Annotated in this window: 10 protein-coding genes and 1 tRNA gene; 4 read left to right on the top strand and 7 right to left on the bottom strand. The window is 33.5% G+C overall.

What is annotated here, in order from left to right; translation table 11 throughout:
* Positions 1-6 precede the first annotated feature (6 nt).
* Positions 7-2,037 carry a TonB-dependent receptor gene (locus GJJ64_RS01070; RefSeq protein ID WP_154285935.1) on the top strand — a complete coding sequence of 677 codons (2,031 nt, stop codon included), beginning with the start codon at positions 7-9 and terminating at the stop codon, positions 2,035-2,037.
* Positions 2,038-2,049: 12 nt separating this feature from the next.
* A complete protein-coding gene (locus GJJ64_RS01065) occupies positions 2,050-3,045 on the top strand; it encodes an aldo/keto reductase (protein ID WP_154285934.1) in 996 nt (331 codons plus the stop codon).
* Between the two features lie 1,065 nt (positions 3,046-4,110).
* On the opposite strand, the gene pth is transcribed toward GJJ64_RS01065, so the two are convergent.
* Genes pth through tsaD form a run of 3 tightly spaced genes read right to left on the bottom strand, consistent with a single transcriptional unit; the run spans position 4,111 to position 7,708 of the window.
* Entirely contained in the window at positions 4,111-4,686 is a 576-nt protein-coding gene (gene pth / locus GJJ64_RS01060; protein WP_154285933.1) for an aminoacyl-tRNA hydrolase, read from the bottom strand.
* Positions 4,687-4,688: 2 nt separating this feature from the next.
* A complete protein-coding gene (locus GJJ64_RS01055) occupies positions 4,689-6,692 on the bottom strand; it encodes an ArnT family glycosyltransferase (protein ID WP_154285932.1) in 2,004 nt (667 codons plus the stop codon).
* Complete coding sequence (gene tsaD, locus GJJ64_RS01050) at positions 6,689-7,708, bottom strand: tRNA (adenosine(37)-N6)-threonylcarbamoyltransferase complex transferase subunit TsaD (RefSeq protein WP_317162888.1); 1,020 nt, start codon at positions 7,706-7,708, stop codon at positions 6,689-6,691. The genes GJJ64_RS01055 and tsaD overlap by 4 nt, the downstream gene beginning before the upstream one ends.
* Positions 7,709-7,790: 82 nt before the next feature.
* Here tsaD and GJJ64_RS01045 point away from each other — a divergent pair, with 82 nt between their 5' ends.
* The gene (locus tag GJJ64_RS01045; RefSeq protein ID WP_154285931.1) at positions 7,791-12,206 is read left to right on the top strand and encodes a translocation/assembly module TamB domain-containing protein; all 4,416 of its coding nucleotides are present in this window, start codon (positions 7,791-7,793) and stop codon (positions 12,204-12,206) included.
* A 28-nt stretch (positions 12,207-12,234) separates the two neighbouring features.
* Here GJJ64_RS01045 and GJJ64_RS01040 read toward each other — a convergent pair whose 3' ends face one another.
* The 3 genes from GJJ64_RS01040 to GJJ64_RS01030 all read right to left on the bottom strand — a co-directional run bounded on the left by GJJ64_RS01040 (position 12,235) and on the right by GJJ64_RS01030 (position 15,417).
* Positions 12,235-13,440: a bifunctional 3,4-dihydroxy-2-butanone-4-phosphate synthase/GTP cyclohydrolase II gene (locus GJJ64_RS01040; protein ID WP_154285930.1), complete on the bottom strand. Its 1,206-nt coding sequence runs from the start codon at positions 13,438-13,440 to the stop codon at positions 12,235-12,237.
* A 131-nt stretch (positions 13,441-13,571) separates the two neighbouring features.
* Positions 13,572-15,014: an LptF/LptG family permease gene (locus GJJ64_RS01035; protein WP_317162887.1), complete on the bottom strand. Its 1,443-nt coding sequence runs from the start codon at positions 15,012-15,014 to the stop codon at positions 13,572-13,574.
* 19 nt (positions 15,015-15,033) lie between these two features.
* On the bottom strand, positions 15,034-15,417 hold the full coding sequence (locus GJJ64_RS01030; RefSeq protein ID WP_154285929.1) for an START-like domain-containing protein: 384 nt from the start codon (positions 15,415-15,417) through the stop codon (positions 15,034-15,036).
* 115 nt (positions 15,418-15,532) lie between these two features.
* Here GJJ64_RS01030 and GJJ64_RS01025 point away from each other — a divergent pair.
* Positions 15,533-15,609: transfer RNA gene (locus tag GJJ64_RS01025), tRNA-Met, on the top strand.
* An 86-nt stretch (positions 15,610-15,695) separates the two neighbouring features.
* Here GJJ64_RS01025 and GJJ64_RS01020 read toward each other — a convergent pair.
* On the bottom strand, positions 15,696-18,407 hold the full coding sequence (locus GJJ64_RS01020; protein WP_154285928.1) for a DUF4955 domain-containing protein: 2,712 nt from the start codon (positions 18,405-18,407) through the stop codon (positions 15,696-15,698).
* Between the last annotated feature and the right edge of the window lie 22 nt (positions 18,408-18,429).

Genomic DNA, 18,429 nt, shown 5'->3' with positions numbered 1-18,429 from the left:
AACGCTTTGAAACTACATCTTTTATTACTAGCTACAATAGTAGCTGGTACAACACAGGCTCAAAAATTAGATAGCACTAAAACACTTAATGAAGTTAAAATAAATGCTTATTTGGGCGAGCAAATCCTCATCAGCTTACCAGCAACAGCTACCATTATTAATAAAGCACAGCTAGAGCAGCGTACGCAAAACACCTTATTACCCGCTTTAAATAGCATTAGTGGTGTAAAAATGGAAGAACGTTCACCAGGTAGTTATCGTTTATCTATCAGAGGTAGTTTAATCCGCTCTCCGTTTGGGGTAAGAAATGTAAAAGTTTATTATGATGATTTTCCTTTAACAGATGCTGGTGGTAATACTTACTTGAATTTAATAGACCAAAATACAGTTAAGGGAATAGAAATTTTGAAAGGCCCAGACGGGAGTTTGTTTGGAGCAAACTCTGGAGGTGTAGTCTTAATTAATTCCTCATCAGCAGAAAAAACATCAGAATTTAGCGCCAGAAGAGGCTCATTTGGCTTATTTGGACAACATTTTGGTGTGCAAAATCAGGTTAAAAATTATGAATATAGTTTTAACCAAGCATACCAAGAAGCAGATGGCTACCGTATCAATAGCGCCATGCGAAGACTTTTTGTTCAAACTCAACAAAAGTGGAAGTACAACCAAAATGGAACTTTAAAATTTTCTGGCTTTTATGCTGATATGAATTATAATACGCCAGGTGGTTTAACAGAAGTACAATTAGTAGAAAATCCTAGAGCAGCAAGAGCTAGAGCAGAAGAGTTGAATACTGGTATTTATAATAAAAGTGTGTTTTTAGGTTTAAGTCATGATTATAAAATAACCAATAGCTTAAGACATTATATTGGAATATCGGGTTTAATAACCGATTTTAAAAACCCTTTCTTTACCAATTACGAGTTTAGAGATGAGAATTCTTATGCCTTAAGAACATATTTAGAATTAAAAAATAAAGAAACCAGTCCTATTAAATTGCAATGGAACTTAGGTTACGAATACCAAAGAACTAAGACAGATTTCCTTAATTATGGTAACCAAGCAGGTAATCCAACAACTTTAAGAGATGCCGACGAAATTAAAAATTTTAACGAGTTTATATTTAACCGGGTCGCTGTTCAATTATCGCCTCAATTTAAAGCAGAAGCTTCTGTAAGTTTAAACTTTAACAGATTTAATTTTAGAACGCTTCCACAATCACCGCAAATAGCAGCACAAGGTAATGTAAATTTTGACCCAACATTAATGCCTAAACTTGCTTTATCTTATTTAGTTACTCCGCATTTTTCTTTAAGGGCCTTAGTAAGTAAAGGCTATTCTACACCTACTAAAGATGAAATAAGACCATCAAACAGAATTATTAATACTTCTTTAAACGCAGAAGAAGGCTGGAATTATGAAGCTGGTTTAAGGGTTAGAACTAGAGATGAACGCATTTATGCTGATGTAAGTGCTTTTTATTACCGCTTAGACAATGCTATTGTGAGAAGGGTTAATACTAATGATGAAGATTTTTATGTTAATGCAGGTGGTACTAATCAGTTAGGTGCAGAAATTCAGTTGAATGCTAATATCATTAAATCTGAAAGGAGAATATTAAAAAGCTTAGACTATTATAACGCTATAACCATTTCTAAATTTGAGTTTAGAGACTACATCATCGGCAACAGCAATTTCTCTGGAAATATGCTTACAGGAGTACCTAAACTTAACTGGGTTAATGGTTTAAATGTCTTAATTTTAGATAGGCTTAATCTTTTTATTCAACATCAATACAATGGTAAAACATCTTTAAACGATGCAGAAACCGTTTTTGCTGATAGCTTCCATTTAATACAATCTAAGCTTAATTATATAGTGCCTTTTAGTAAAGTTAAGCTACACATTACTTTTGCTGTTGATAATTTATTAAACGAACAATACAGTTTAGGTAATGATATTAATGCTTTTGGTAACCGATATTTTAATCCGGCTGCAACTAGAAACTACTATGCTGGGCTGGCATTAAAATGGTAAATAATTAAAATTATGCAATACAGAAAACTAGGAGATACAGATTTAGAATTACCCGTAATTACTTTTGGTGCTTGGGCAGCTGGCGGATGGATGTGGGGTGGTGCAGATGACCAAGAAGCTATTAAAGCTATGCTGGCTGCTTATGATGAAGGTGTAAGCGCAATTGATACAGCTCCTATTTATGGGCAAGGCCATAGTGAGGTTTTGGTAGGTAAAGCTCTAAAAGAATTAAACAGAGATAAAGTACAAATACTCACCAAATTTGGGATGCGTTGGGATGATAACAAAGGCGATTTTGGTTTTAAAAGTGTAGATAATTTTGGTAAGGATATAGATATTTATAAATATGCTGCCAAAGAAAGTATCATTAAAGAATGTGAAGATTCTCTTAAAAGATTAGGTACAGATTATATAGACCTTTATCAAATTCATTGGCCAGATGTTACAACGCCAATACAAGAAACCATGGAAGCCGTGGAAGAGTTAATTAAAGCAGGGAAAGTAAGGTATGCGGGTGTTTGTAACTACGATGTAGCACAAATGACTGAGGCGGAGAAATACATCAAACTAGCTTCTAATCAAATACCATATAGCATGGTTAAAAGAGATATTGAGCAAGAAATAGTTCCTTATTGTTTAGCTCATGACAAAGGCATTTTGGCTTATAGCCCTTTAGAAAGAGGCTTACTTACAGGTAAAATGAAACCAGGTCATGTTTTTAATCAAGGCGACCATAGAGCTGGAATATATTTCTTTAAAGATGAAAACTTAGTTAAAGTTGATGCTTTCTTAAATAAGATAAAACCTTTAGCAGATGAAAGAAATATGTTGGTTTCTCAAATTGTACTCCGTTGGACGTTAGAACAACCAGGTATTACCATAGCCTTAGTTGGTGCCAGAAACGCAAAACAAGCGGTAGAAAATGCTAAAGCTGCAAGGGTACAATTATCAAAAGAAGAGATTAAGTTTATCAGTACCGAGCTTGATAAGCTTCAATTGAGTTTATAGAAAATTTTCTTGCGCTCGTTTCTAACGAGTGCTTAAAATGGTTTCTCGATTACATCGATGAGTCGTAACCATATTATAGTTTGGAAATCTTTTATAAGAAAAACTATCCGCTCTTCTTTTCTTGCGCTCGTTTGTAACGAGTGCTTAATATGGTTTCTCGATTACATCGATAAAGTCGTAACCATATTTAGTTTAGAAATCTTTTATAAGAAAATTCTTTTCTTGCGCTCGTTTGTAACGAGTGCTTAATATGGTTTCTCGATTACATCGATGAGTCGTAAACCATATTATAGTTTAGGAATCTTTTATAAGAAAAATTATCCGCCTCTATCGCCGGCTAGGCTCGTTCCTTTTGCGGGACCAAAAGGAACCAAAAGTCCTGAACAATCCCGCAGGAGCCTTTGCCGCACAAGGCCTATGTACACTCAAAAACAGTGAGCGCTTATTTTTGCTCATTTATGCTTTATGAAAGTTTTTATAAACTCGAACGCAAAACCGCATTCGCTATAGGCTTGGTTGTGCAAGATTGTAATTATTTCTGCTTCTGATTTTTCGTCTTTCCGGCTCTGGGGGATTGCTCATGCGTTTCGGGTTAGGCTGTGATTTTTGAATGGTTGTTCCTTTCTGGAAGTAGAAAGTATAAAGTACTGAGTAGAAAGTAAGTCAAGAGCGAATATTTAGGAAATTCCACTCATATTAAATCAAACTTACCTACAACGAATGATGGCCTATGAAGATTTGGATTGGAGTCAAATAAATCTTTTGCATAAACTTTAATAAAAAACTGGCAGAAAACAATCCGACGGGTGTTGTAGATACCTTCATCAAGTAAAACCACTCCCACCACTCAGGATTGTGGATGAAGATTTATTTAGATGAAACAACAAATATTCATCAGCCTTGATTTATTCATTTTTTGTTTATAGTTTTTCTTAGGCATTCATAAACTCGTTCCTCGTTTTTGTTTCCTTTCATCAAGGAAAAGAAAGAAGCCGATACCCGGCTAGGGTAAGAAAGCCCTTTGCGTAATAGTTAGTTTTTCTTAAATCCACAAAAATAAAAAGCTTACTTAGGCAGTTTCAAGTTATTAAAATTAGTCATGGTAAGTTCTGCACCAACTGTTACAAAGCTCTTGATGATAGCAATAGAACGCTCTATCAAAGCGGGTAAATCGGGTAGCTCATCTTGGTCAAAACCACTTAAAACATAATCAGCCTGGCGGCCTTTTGGGAAATGATCACTAATACCAAATTTAATGCGACTATACTCGTTAGAACCTAACAAACCTTCAATACTTTTTAAACCATTATGTCCGGCTGGGCTGCCTTTTGGTTTCAGCTTGATAGAACCGAAAGGAATGGCTAAATCATCAACAACTACCAAAACATTTTCTATCGGGATTTTTAGTTCTTTCATCCAATAACTAACAGCTTTGCCACTCAAATTCATATAAGTAGTTGGTTTTATTAGATGCAGCATTCGGCCTTTAAAAGAAACCTCTGTATAATAAGCTAGCTTTAACATAGAAAATTTAGCATTTTCTTGTTTTGCTAATTCATCCAACACCATAAAACCTATATTATGGCGATTATCAGCATACTCAGGACCTATATTTCCAAGACCAACAATTAGGTATTTCATCTTTAATCTTTATGAGCTCTTACTAAGGAAACGCTAGCTTCGGCAATTTCCAATTCTGTTTTAAAATTATTCCAAATATAAACTTTAAGTTCTGCCTGTTTAGAAATCTTAAAATTTTCAAACCTAACAGACTTATACAATACATACCAATTATCTACCACGGCCCTATCAGAATATATACTAAATGGCTTCCAAAAAATCATTTTACCTTGCTCTTCTAAAGTAAAAATCAAGGTTGCCCCTTTCATATCCCTTTTTCTTAATCTCCATTTAACTGAGATATTTATTCTTTTCGTATCCGGATTAATGGTTGTTTTAAAAGTTGGACCAAACTCATCTTGAGGTTTTATCACAACTGTATCGGCTGTAAAGCCCTCCCATAAAGAAGACTTTTTAGCTTCGTAAAATTCTTGCTTATCTTCTAAATCTTTTTTATTGATGCGCCAAATCTTTATATCACGTGTATCTAAAAGTTGATTTTCTGATGCAGAAAAGTGATTTACTTGAGGGGGCACAAAATCTAATTCTCCAGCAGCATAAGCAGCATGATAATTCCAATAATGATAGCCATCTTCAAGCTTTTGGAAGTTTTCGTATGGAATTAATTTTATCCTATCAAATTGAAAACCTAAATAATATTTAAACAGTCTAATTTGGGTCTCTGAAGCATAAACCGTTGTATTTTTCTTATCTCTGATGAATTTTTGAGCTATTAATCTTTGTTCAGCATAATTATACTCATCAGACGATTTCTTCTGAACAAATACATTAAGCAAAGGCAACAAAGCAATACCTAAGAAAATATACTTTTGATGTTTCTTAAATACTAGCATCAAACCAAAAATTAGAATTAAAGAAACTGCTTGATAGATAGCAACAGTCTTTATATCCCAGTATTCATCCAAAATAATAACGAGCATACTTGTAGCCAAAAGGAAAATAATTGGCCAAAATCTAAACAGCTTTTTATAATGATGAGCAATAGCTATAGCAGATACAGGCATAATGAATAAATAATGTCTGATATCAACGCATAACGGATGGTAAGAATGATAAGAAATACTCCAAAAATTAGCAGTTAAAATAAGAATGATAGCGCTTAAAAGCCAAAAGTTCTCTTTAGTTCTGCTATTGGTAAAAGTGTGTTTGGTTAAGCATAAAAACACCGCTAAAACAGGCAATATAAAAGCAGCTTCTTTAAAAAAGTGAAGAAATAACTCGTAACTAACACGATTTAAAACCACCTCTAAAGGTTGTCTATCGTAAGAGCATAAATTGGTATTATCATATTTTTGGATGAGTTCGAACCTATAAAACCAATTACCAAATTGTAAATATTGCCAATAAAAATAAACAGCCAATAATAAGCTCAACGAAAGTATAGCGCTAAACCAAAATTTTACTCGCTGAAGTCTTACTAAATCAACAATAAAGAAAAAAACAATTAGCGGAAATATAAACCAAATAGTTTCTTTGGTTAATAAACCTAAGAAAATAGTACTTGTAAACAGGAGACCACTTAAAACCTGCTTTCTTTGCCAATAAACACTATATTTTACTTTATATAAGAAAGTAATAGCTAGCAATATGAAAAAGGTAATCGGAATATCTACTCCAATTTTGTCGCTATAAAAAGTTATCCAAGGGTTTGAAAGTAAAATAGCTGTGGCTATCCAAGTTTTATAGGTTTCTCCTTTTAGATGATCATAAACTAATAGCAATAAACCCAAGGAAACCAACATGGGAAAAATGATAGAAACACCATCAGAAACACCAAAAAGCCAGTATAAAATCCCTAAAGGAACGACAATACCAAATCGAAATGTAAAAGTATTATCCCAGATAGGCTGCTTTTGAAAAAAAGCATGAGCTAGCTCTGCATAATTTAAATCATCAAAACCAAAATGTCCGGTGTAAGCAAATAAGTGCTGAAAAACCAAAAGAAAAAATCCAGCTAAAATAATAGCAAGCCCGCTTAGTTTTCTTTTATGGGTAAAATACCTCATACGATAGGCATACGAGCTAAAGGCGCAACATCTTGGCCAACAAAATCTTTTTTCAAAAACTTATAATAACCAGCAATGGCAATCATGGCCGCATTGTCTGTACAATATTCAAATTTTGGGATAAAAACATTCCAGCCTTTTTGCTGCGCCAAGGCTGTTAAAGCGGTACGTAGGCCAGAATTTGCTGATACTCCGCCAGCAATGGCAATATCTTTAATTTGATGTTCTTGAGCAGCTTTTTTAAGCTTGTTTAACAAGATAGAGACAATACGATGCTGTACTGAAGCACAAATATCGGCTAGATTTTCTTGAATAAAATTGGGGTTTTGCTTTACGTTATCTCTAACAAAATACAGAATAGAAGTTTTTAAGCCGCTAAAACTAAAATTTAAGCCCGGTATTTGTGGTTCTGGAAATTGATAAGCGTGTGGATTACCCGTTTTAGCATATTGGTCTATTAAAGGCCCTCCTGGATAAGGCAGTTCAAGAATTTTTGCTGTTTTATCAAAAGCTTCGCCTGCGGCATCATCTGTAGTTTCTCCTAGAATCTCCATCTCAAAATAATCTTTAACCAAAACAATTTGGGTGTGCCCTCCAGAAACTGTTAAGCAAATAAAAGGAAACTCAGGAAGCTTTTTATCCTCTCTTTGGTTGGGGATAAAATGAGCTAAAATATGTGCCTGCATATGGTTTACCTCTACTAATGGTATTTCATTTGCTAGAGCAAAAGCCTTGGCAAAAGAGGTTCCCACTAATAAAGAGCCTAATAAACCAGGGCCGCGTGTAAAAGCTACTGCATCTATCTGATTTTTATTTATTTTTGCTTCAACTATGGCCTGGTGAACAGCCGGAATAATATTTTGTTGATGTACTCTGGAAGCTAATTCTGGTACTACACCACCATATTGATGATGAATAGTTTGGTTTGCTATAATATTAGATGCTATTACGCCGTCTATACATACAGATGCCGAGGTTTCATCACAAGAAGATTCTATTCCGAGAATTATTGCCACAAGTTATTAGATAAAGTTTAAAAGCAAAATTATTAAAAAAGTATTCAAAATATCGCTTTATGTGTTATTAACTATCATCTTGATGATAGGAACACTTATTTTTTCTTTGCAATTTAAACCTGTACAAACTTGGGCAGCAAAAAAAGCCGCTTCTTTCTTAGCTGATGAGCTTAAAACCCGTATAGAAATTAATTCTTTGTATTTAAAGCCCTTCAAATCTTTAGTATTAGAGGGGCTATTGGTTGAGGATTTAGAAGGTGATACACTTTTACTAGCGCCAGAACTAGAAGTTGATATAGATTATTTTGCTCCATTTTCTGAAAGAAAAATTGATTTAGACTATGTAGAACTTACCGATGCTAAGTTCTTCTTGAAATCTTATAAAGATAGCACTACTAACTTAACCTTTATCATCAATTACTTTGATTCTGGCAAAGTTGACACCACTAAAAAACGCCCCTTCAACTTTAGTCTAAACAACATTATCATCAAAAATTTAGACTTTAGGTATATCAACTACCTATCTCAAATAGTTTATAAAGAAGGTATTGATTATAACAATATACATTTATGGAATTTTAGTGCAGATATTAATGATTTAGACACCAAAAACCATCTTTTCAAAGCTCAAATCAATAAACTCCGATTTAAGGAGAAAACAGGTTTTGTTTTAAATAATCTTACTGGCGCTTTAACTATTGATACCAATAGCATTACGGTAGAAAATATGCTTTTACAAACGCCAAGCACCACGCTAACTGATTATTATAGTATGCGTTTTAAAAGCTTTAAAGATTTTCAGGATTTTAATAATAAAGTAACTGTTGAAGCACATTTTAAAAACGCAAAAGTTGTAGCTAAAGATATCGCCTATTTTGCCCCACAGTTGGCTAAAATGGAATTAGTTTTAGATGTAACTGGAAATATAAAAGGGCGCATTAATAATCTAAAGGCCAGAGATTTAACCATAAAAGCCGGGCAAGCAACTTATATAAAAGGAGACTTTAATTTACGAGGTTTACCAGATTGGGATAACACTTTCTTAGACCTCAGGTTTGACCAAGTTTATAGCAATAAAAAAGATATTGATTATATCTTAGGAAAAGCTACTGCTCATAAAGTAAAAGCAATCCCTGCTATTATTGATAAATTTGGTAACATCAATTTCAATGGACAGTTTACCGGTTTCCAAAATGATTTTATTGCCTATGGAGAGTTTAAAACTAAACTAGGCAGATTAAAATCAGACATCAACATGAAAATTGACAAAGCTGGTATTCCTTCTTATACGGGTAACTTACAAGCTTTTGATTTTAATATTGGGGAGCTCACAAACCAGTCTACTTTAAATCGTACAAGCTTTACGGTTGATGTAAAAGGAAGAGATTTTGAGCTGAATAACCTTTATGAAGAAGTTGCAGCATCTGTAAAATATTTTGATTTTAAAGGTTATCGTTACAGCAATATTAAGGTTGATGGCACCATTAACAAGCAACTTTTTGACGGTAAAGTAAAAGTTAATGATAAAAATTTAAAGCTTGATTTTAATGGTATAGCTAATCTTAACCCAAGCTTACCCGAGTTTAAATTCAAAGCTCAAATAAGACAAGCAAATCTTCATAAGCTTAACCTTTATAAAGACACCATACAAATTGATGCAGACTTTACCACAGATTTTACAGGTAACAGCTTAGATAATATACAAGGAAACTTAGAACTTAGCCAAGTTAAAGCCACTACAAAAGACAGTTCTTTTGTAATAGATTCTGTTTATTTAAGAGCTAGAGGAATTGGTAAAGATAGATTGCTCGCACTTAGTTCTGATATTGGTGATGCCAGCATAAAAGGTCAGTATGATTTGGCAACACTACCATCGGCATTTAAAACAGTAATCAAAAAGTATATCCCATCTTTAAAAACTAAAATTGTACCTCCAAAAGATCAAAATTTTGAGTTTAATATTGATTTAAAGAATTTCGATTATGTTTCTAATATCTTCTTTCCACAACTTAAAATTCCGGAAAGAGGTGTTTTTAACGGAAAATTCGATTCAAAAAACAACTTGGTTAATTTAAACGGATATGTAAAAACCATTAAGTACAACAATATGGTTTTTAATAATTTGATTATCGACCAAAATACTAATCCTAAATCTTTTGAGGCTATTTTATCATTAGATAAAGTAGAGTTTTCTGAAAATGGCTTATTTGTTCAAAACATTGTTCTTCAGAATACATTAAAGAGTGACAGCTTAACTTTTAACGTTAAATTATCTGATAAAGATGCTGTTAACCAGTTAGACTTGTACGGTTTAGTAGAATTTGGTAGTGATACTTTAGCTAAAGTTAGCGTATTACCATCTGATATTATTATTGATAATCAGATATGGAAAGTTGAAGATAAAGCCAGTATTAAATTTGAAGAAAATAAAACCATTATAGAAGGTTTTGAGCTATCTAACAGCACCCAATTGGTAGCCGTTAATGGTGCTATATCAGCCTCAGAAGATGATTTATTAGAAGTAGTTATAGAAAATCTACAAATGTCTTCTTTGAGCCAGCTTACCAAAAACTTTGGAGTAGAGTTAAAAGGTGTGATGAATGGTACAGCTAACATGTCGGCCATTTTGGGCAACCCCAATATTGGAGCAGATATTACAGTAGATTCTTTACGTTACAACAGAACAGAAATAGGATTTGTAAACTTGACTTCTGCTTATGATAATGAAGAAAATAATATCAATATCAAAGCAAGTGTAGAAAAAAACGAAAAGAAAACCACAGACATTACTGGCATTATCGATTTTAAAAGCGAGACCAATAACTTAGACTTGGTAATGAGCTTAGACCAAACAGAACTTATTTTGTTTGAACCCTTTGTGAAAAGCTTAATCACCAAACTTAAAGGAAATATATCATCAGATTTAAAAATCACCGGCAAGTTTAGCAATCCACAAATTGATGGAGATGTGAAGTTAATTAATGCCGGGTTTATGGTTAATTATCTAAAAACAGCTTATACCATTAATGACGATGTTAGTATAGATAATAGCCTTATACAAATAGAAGATTTAGAAATTGTTGATGCTTTTAAAAATAAAGCCATAGCAAATGGCAGTGTAGATTTAAAAAATCCATCAAATCCATTGCTTGATATAAGTGTGAAAGCCAATAATTTTATGGCACTTAACACCACCTCTAAGGATAATGGAATTTATTATGGTACTGCATTTGGAACGGGTACTTTTACTTTCAAAGGCCGTACAGATGCCATGAACATCAATATCAAAGCTAAAACAGAAGAAGGTACTGTATTTACCATTCCGCTAAACAATGCATCAACCGTAGGAAATAATGATTTTATTACTTATGTAGCAAAAGACACTTCATTAAATAAAACTAAAAAAGAGAACTTCTTTAATGGTTTAACCATGGAGTTTGAGCTTGAAGTAGGGCAAAGCTCTGTAACCAATATTTTAACCGAGGTAGGAAACCTCTCTGGTAAAGGCGATGGGCAGTTAAGACTAAGAATTACCAGTTTAGGTGATTTTGAAATGTTTGGTGATTATATCATTAACGAAGGTAAATTTGATTTTACGGCCAATAACGTTATTAATAAAACCTTTGACATTAGAAAAGGTGGTACCATACGCTGGACTGGCGACCCTAGCGATGCAAACATCAATTTAAATGCAGTTTATAGTACCAGAACTAGCCTTTTACCACTTTACCAAGCTGCCGGAACTACCCTTCCGGATGACCAAAGAAATTTACGTGTTTTAGCTGAGGCTGAGATGATGCTTAAAGGCTCTTTATTAAATCCTGATATTACTTTCAACTTAGCTTTCCCAAATAATACAGATATTAAAACACGTTTACAAGGCTATCTAGATAACGAAGATAATGAAGCGCAACAAGTAATTAACTTGGTAGTAAGAAACAGTTTTAACGGTAATTCTGGTGCAGGTATTGGCTTTACTAATAATGATTTATTGGGATCTGGTTTAGAGCTTGCTTTTAGTAAAATCAATAATATCATCTCCCAATCTTTAAATATTAAAAACTTAGATATTAACGTACGTTCACAAAATGAAATTGGTGGTAGTTATAGCTTTTTCAATAACAGGTTAAGAATTACAGGAAACTTCGTTAATAACAGATACTCTAATGACGTGTTAAACAACAACTTGTTAAATTCTAATTTGAATGATTTAACCAGAGATGTGGAAATGTCTTTTAATATTAATAAGGATGGAAGCTTTGTAGCTAAATCTTTCCAGAGGCCAACCAATCAGGATTTATTTAACTTGAATACAGATTTATATGTAAACGGCTTTGGATTGGTTTATACCCAAGAATACGATACATTTAAAGAATTTATTAGAAATACTTTTGCCAGAGGAAAACGAGAAGCAGAAAGCAAGGAAAATGCTGAGGACAGAAGAAAAACACTTAGCAAACCTATTATAGTTACCCCAAAAGAAGAAGAGGAAAATTAATTTCTTAACCTTCCTCTTTCAATCTAAATTATCTTTCTTTCATAATGGTATGCCCCATTTTATCTCTTTTAGCTTTTAAATAAAGTTCGTTATGCTTGTTAGATTCAATTTCTATAGGCACATTATCAACTACTTCTAAACCATAACCTATTAAACCAGCTCTTTTTGTAGGGTTGTTAGACATTAATTTCATCTTTCTAACGCCTAAGCTTCTAATAATCTGAGCTCCAACTCCATAATCTCTCTCATCCATACCAAAACCTAAAGCTATGTTGGCTTCAAAAGTATCCATCCCATTTTCTTGAAGGTTATAGCTCTTTAGTTTGTTTACTAAACCAATTCCTCTACCTTCTTGGTTCATATAAACAATTAAGCCTTTCCCTTCTTTCTCTATCATCTCCATGGCTTTATGTAACTGCGGACCACAATCGCATCGGCAAGAGCCAAAAATATCTCCTGTTATACAAGAACTATGGACTCTTACCAAGATAGGTTCATCTTCTTCCCAACTACCTTTTACGAGAGCTAAATGGTTTTCTCCGGTGTTTACCTGTGTAAAAGCAACCATTTCAAAATCGCCCCACTCGGTTGGTAATTTTACAGAAACTTCTTTCTTAATTAGCGATTCTGTTCTTAAACGATAGGTAATTAAATCCTGAATAGAAACAATCTTCATATCCAGTTTTTTTGCCATTTCTAGCAGTTCTGGTAAACGAGCCATTTCTCCTTCTTCGTTCATGATTTCGCAAATCACTCCGGCAGGTTCAAAGCCAGCTAATTCTGCTAAATCAACAGCAGCTTCTGTATGTCCGGCTCTTCTAATAACACCGCCATTTTTAGAAATTAAAGGAAAAATATGGCCTGGTCTGCCTAAATCCTCTGCTTTAATTTTAGGATCTATAAGTGCCATAATGGTTTTAGAACGGTCTGATGCTGAGATACCAGTAGTACAACCATGACCAATTAAATCTATAGAAACAGTAAAATTGGTTTCGTAAGTGGCAGTATTTTTACCCACCATCAAATCTAAATTTAACTCTCTACTTCTGTCTGTAGTGATGGGGGCACAAATTAAACCTCTTCCATGCTTAGCCATAAAGTTGATAACTTCTGGTGTGGCGTTACGAGCAGCTGTTAAAAAATCACCCTCATTTTCGCGGTCTTCATCATCTACAACTATGATAATTTTACCCGCTTTAATATCCTCAATTGCTTCTTCTATTGTATTAAGCATGTTTTATTATTTAAATATCTAAAACGTAAACAAATTGGCTACTCATTTTAGTTTTTGATACAGACAAATTTAATGATTTTTAATACGCCTTTTGATTTTTAACTCATTGTAAAGTCAGGCCTATGCAATAATTATAAGGTACTTTTTTCTTTCTTCTTAAAAAATCTTTTAAAAAAGTTTTTGTAGAAATCTGCATCAAATAAGGCCGAATCTACAGTTGCTTTATAGGTAAGAAATAAACCAAGAGGTGTAAGTACAATTATGGCAATCCACATTCCAACAACCGGAGAAAGTCCGCCCTCTTTTACCGATTTTTCACCAACCGTACTGATGATATGATAAATTAAAAAGAAAATTACTGAAACCACTACAGGTAAACCTAAACCTCCTTTTCTAATAATTGCACCTAATGGAGCGCCAATGAAGAAAAGTACTAAACAAGAAACAGAGAGGGTAAACTTACGATTGTATTCTACCAAATACCTCCTGATAGTTTTCATAAATTCATCTGCTTGAAATATATGAGGTTCTAAACCATCTTTAGCATATCTTACATTATCTAAAGCAGATGTTACAGCAGAAGCATATTGTGTACTGTCTAAACCTGCAAAAACGCCATCTTTTTTAAAGTTTAAACCCGATTTACCAACCGCTGTGTTATACTTGGCAGTGCCATAAAATATTTTATAATAAGATTCTAAGGATTTTGCACCTACCATTCTGATGCTATCGTACCTTACTCGGGTATCTTTCTCCGCAGAATCTAATTCTTTTAAATTCATCATTTGGAAGTTGTTTTTAAACAAATTTTCATCTTCCCTTTTGAAGTTAAATGATGATAAATCAAAACGCTGCTCTGTCTCCTTAAAATTGAAACGTGTTAAACGCTCTCTGGGGTCATAGCCTTTTCCATTGCTCTCTTCATAGCGTACACCGTCTTTTAATTTTAAAATCAGGAACTTTTTATCCTCAGTTTTATACATCTCTCCTTCGTTCGCCATCAAAACATTGGTGTTTCCTGTGCCTTTAGATTGGTCGTAAATCACAATATCTTTTAAAACATCGCCACTATCTGTTTGAAGTTTTTGTTTAACACGGATAGAATATCCTGGTATGCTATTATTAAAAATACCTTCTTCTATTAAAAAAGCTGCCTTTTGATTTCTGACATCATAAAGCAAAGAACCCATTTTTAGATTCGCTACTGGCAACATAAAATCAGAAAAAAGGAAAGCAGCTATGCTAAGCCCAACAACCATAGCTACCAATGGTGCCATAGCTTTTTGTAAAGAAATACCTGCTGATTTTATGGCAACCAATTCATAATTTTCTCCAAGGTTACCAAAAGTCATGATGGAGGATAGCAAAACAGCTAAAGGTAGTGCCATAGCCACATTGGTAGCTGCGGCATACATAAGTAGCTGTAGAATTACATACCATTCGAAACCTTTACCTATTAAATCATCAATATATTTAAATAGAAAAAGCATCAATAGCACAAACATCACAATAAAAAATGTGACGATAAAAGGCCTAATAAAAGCTTTAATTATGAGTAGGTGTACCTTTTTCACTTTGCAAAAGTAGCAAAAATCAGGCGCCTATTACACTTAAAAGGTTTTCTATTTGGATATTCCAGATTAATTGACGGTCTTTTAGATTTTCTTGGAGTGCAAAATCTGTGATAACCAAGGCTACATCATTGGTTAACTCATCTTTGATAATTTCTAACTCAAAAAAAGTATAGGGTTCATCATCTATCCAGGCAAATTTTACTGATTTAGCCTCTTTAGAAGAAAGCATTTTAGCTTTTTGCTCTTCCCCATCATCCCAAACAAAAGTATACACATGGTCCTTTATGAACACATCATCAGCAAACCATTGCGATAAACCATTAGGTTCGCTTATGAAACTATATAAAATTTTTGGTGAGCATTTAATCTCGTATTCTAATGTAAACTTAACTTTATCAGCCATGTATAAGATTTATAAATTGCTAGGGTAAAAATATATTAAAGTTTTTTTCACAAACTTTTCTAAAGAAAGGTATTTTACTTTATATTTGCAAACCTTTTAAAAAAGACCATCATTTGGCGGGGTAGCTCAGATGGTTAGAGCGCAGGATTCATAACCCTGAGGTCGGCAGTTCGATCCTGCTCCCCGCTACCACAACAAAAAAAGCCACTTTAAAAGTGGCTTTTTTGATTTCAAGCTTTTATTAAGCTATCAATCTTAATTATTTAATAAATTAAAATCTAGTTTATCAAAACCTTTTGATAGTCTTTAAAACCTTGCCCGTTAACCATTACAAAATATAAACCTGCAACTGGCTTTTTGATAACTACCTGATTTAAAACTTCCCTCATTTGAAGTGATTCTTCATAAAGCCTTTTTCCGCCAATATCGAAAAGAGCTAAGGTAGCTTGCTTATTTAAATGAGAAGAGGCATTAATTTTTATAATTAAATTATCGCCATTAACATACGCACTTAATCTATCTATATCTTGTAAAGCATTTTCTGTTACTTTTGGTCCATAAAGCTTAAATTTTCCATCAAAATCTACCTGTTTCAGGACGTAGTAATTATTTCCTTTTAATGGTTGTTTATCAAGATAAAAATATTCCTTATTGTCTTCTGGTCTGTTATCGCTCTCTATCCTTTTTAAGAAAGTTTCTCTTTTAAAATCATCATATCTTAAAACATCAAAATGAGAGTGATTTGGCTCTGCTGAAGTAGTCCAGCTTAGCACATTCATATCACCTAAAGTTTTTACTTCAAATTTGTTTAGAGTTACCGGTAAGGCTTGCTGTGTAGCAATGGGTTCTAATCTTAACGAACTAGCCCAGTTACTGAGTTGAGAATTCAAATTAACATGACTGTTATTTCCATCAATAATTTGACTATTACCTGAAAAATTAGCGTTTGAAAATATGGTTAATTTATACCCTGAGGGGATATAAAATGAGGAAAATTTATTATCAAAACCTGATGGAAAAGAACTATAATTTCCGGGTAAAAAACTCATTTTAACAGTTCCTAAACCATTCAATTCATCGTAACCTATAGCAACCCTACTTATTTTTAATGATGATACTTGCTTTAAGATTGATACATCTAGCACCGAAACATTTGCTTCACCAGTATAAACAAAAGAAGTACCGCTTAAATTGTCTCCTACGTATAGTTCTATACTATATCCTAAAGGTATTTTAACAGATGAAATAGAATCATTTAACAATCCTAGCGCTGCTAAGTCTGCTTGTAAATAATTACCTTCTGAAAGGTTTACTACTATACCGTTAAAATTACTTTTATCATAAACCAAAACTTGGTTTAAGTTAGTTTGATAAAGTTCATTTAACCATCCTGGTTGATAACCTAATCTTAATTTTAATTGTGCTTCATATAAAGATTCTGGAAAAACTTTGGTTCCGTTTGATTCTAACCTTTTAACCGTATTAGATACAAATGTTGTTGCTACACCGTTTAAACCTATAATGGTTACAGGTGCTGATTTGAAATTCACACTATTATCAGGATTCCAGAAACTAAAATTAGAGGTTGGAGCAGCACTAGAATTTGAGTTTGTTCTATTATAGTTCCAAAGTACAAGATTTTGCATATGATGAGGCAAATTCTCTGCGGCCCCACCAACCTTATTGTAATATAATCCTCCTTTGTTTACATCTAGTAACGAATTACGGGGTTGCCCAGCGTGGCACTCAAAACCTGTTGCTGCAGGAAAGGTATTACGCCACAGAACTGCTCCTACGGATCTTTCTACCATACCATAAGAATGCTGCTGACCAGATAACACAGTTCCTTTATAAGTTTCATCAGTGTTATTACCTATTAATGTCCAGCTACCGCCTGAAGAAAAAGCTTCATGCCCAGCATTTCCAATAAGCTTATTATTAATAAAAGATACACATCCAGAATTTTTCGTAATTCCAATTCTGTTGACATCTTTGAAAACACAGTTAGATATCCAAGAATTTGTTATTCTGTTCAAATCAAAAATTACCCAACCAGAATCATCTTGCCAAGTACGATGATGGGAAAATGTTCTTTTCCAATTTCCACTAAAAGCAATATCTTCTACACCTACTTCTTCTATGTAATTAGCTTTTCTAACAGACCAACTTTTAGATGCAGATATATCATAAATTAAGGGTTCTTTAAAAGTTATCTGATTACCAGATACTGCAACAATTTGATGATACACGCTAATTCTTAACGCCGTAAGATTTGTCATTGAGCTTTGTTTAGTATGAGGTGTAAGCTCTGCATTAATAGCATTAATATCATTATCAAAATAAGTTAATAAAACCCATTTACCAGGTTGTAGTAAAGAAGATGAAGCATTAGAAACCGTAATAGTAAAGCTACCTTTGGCAGATGCTGCTGTGGTATTGGTGATAAAAGTCTCGGCATTTGTTCCATCATCATATCCCAGAAAAATACCAGGATTAATTTTCCATTGGTTATTTAAAGTATCTGGAGCCGGAGGATTAGAGCCTACAACTTGCGGAACATTAAATGTTTTCATAAATAATTCTGTACCTCCTGGACCAGAACCACTACCTCTTAATACAATGTTTGAAGCATTAACTTTAATAGGAGTGTATTTATCATCTGTAGCAGAAGCTATGATAAATTTTCCTTTTGGAAAAAACACAATAGCAGGCTGATTAGTTGAAGCTGCCGCGTTGATAGCATTTTGTATTGCTGTTTTATCTGAAACAGTATCATCTGCAATGGCACCATAAGCCGTTACATCAAAAACAGGGAAATTTACCCGAGGTATTCTCTTTTCTCCATGATGATAACCTGCAAAAGAAAAATCGGGTAAAATATTTGTTGAGCTTTGAGTTTTAAACTCAGTAAAAGCGGGAGTTTCTGTTTGGGCAAATAAGACATTAACCCAAAAACAAAACAGCAATCCGAAGAAAATTCTTAGTTTCATTTGATTTAAAATTTTAGGTGAA

Origin of the sequence: Pedobacter puniceum (assembly GCF_009674685.1) — a bacterium.
GTDB lineage: Bacteria > Bacteroidota > Bacteroidia > Sphingobacteriales > Sphingobacteriaceae > Pseudopedobacter > Pseudopedobacter puniceum.
The sequence above is the reverse complement of the archived record's forward strand: the minus strand, read 5'-3'. Positions and strand labels throughout refer to the sequence as shown.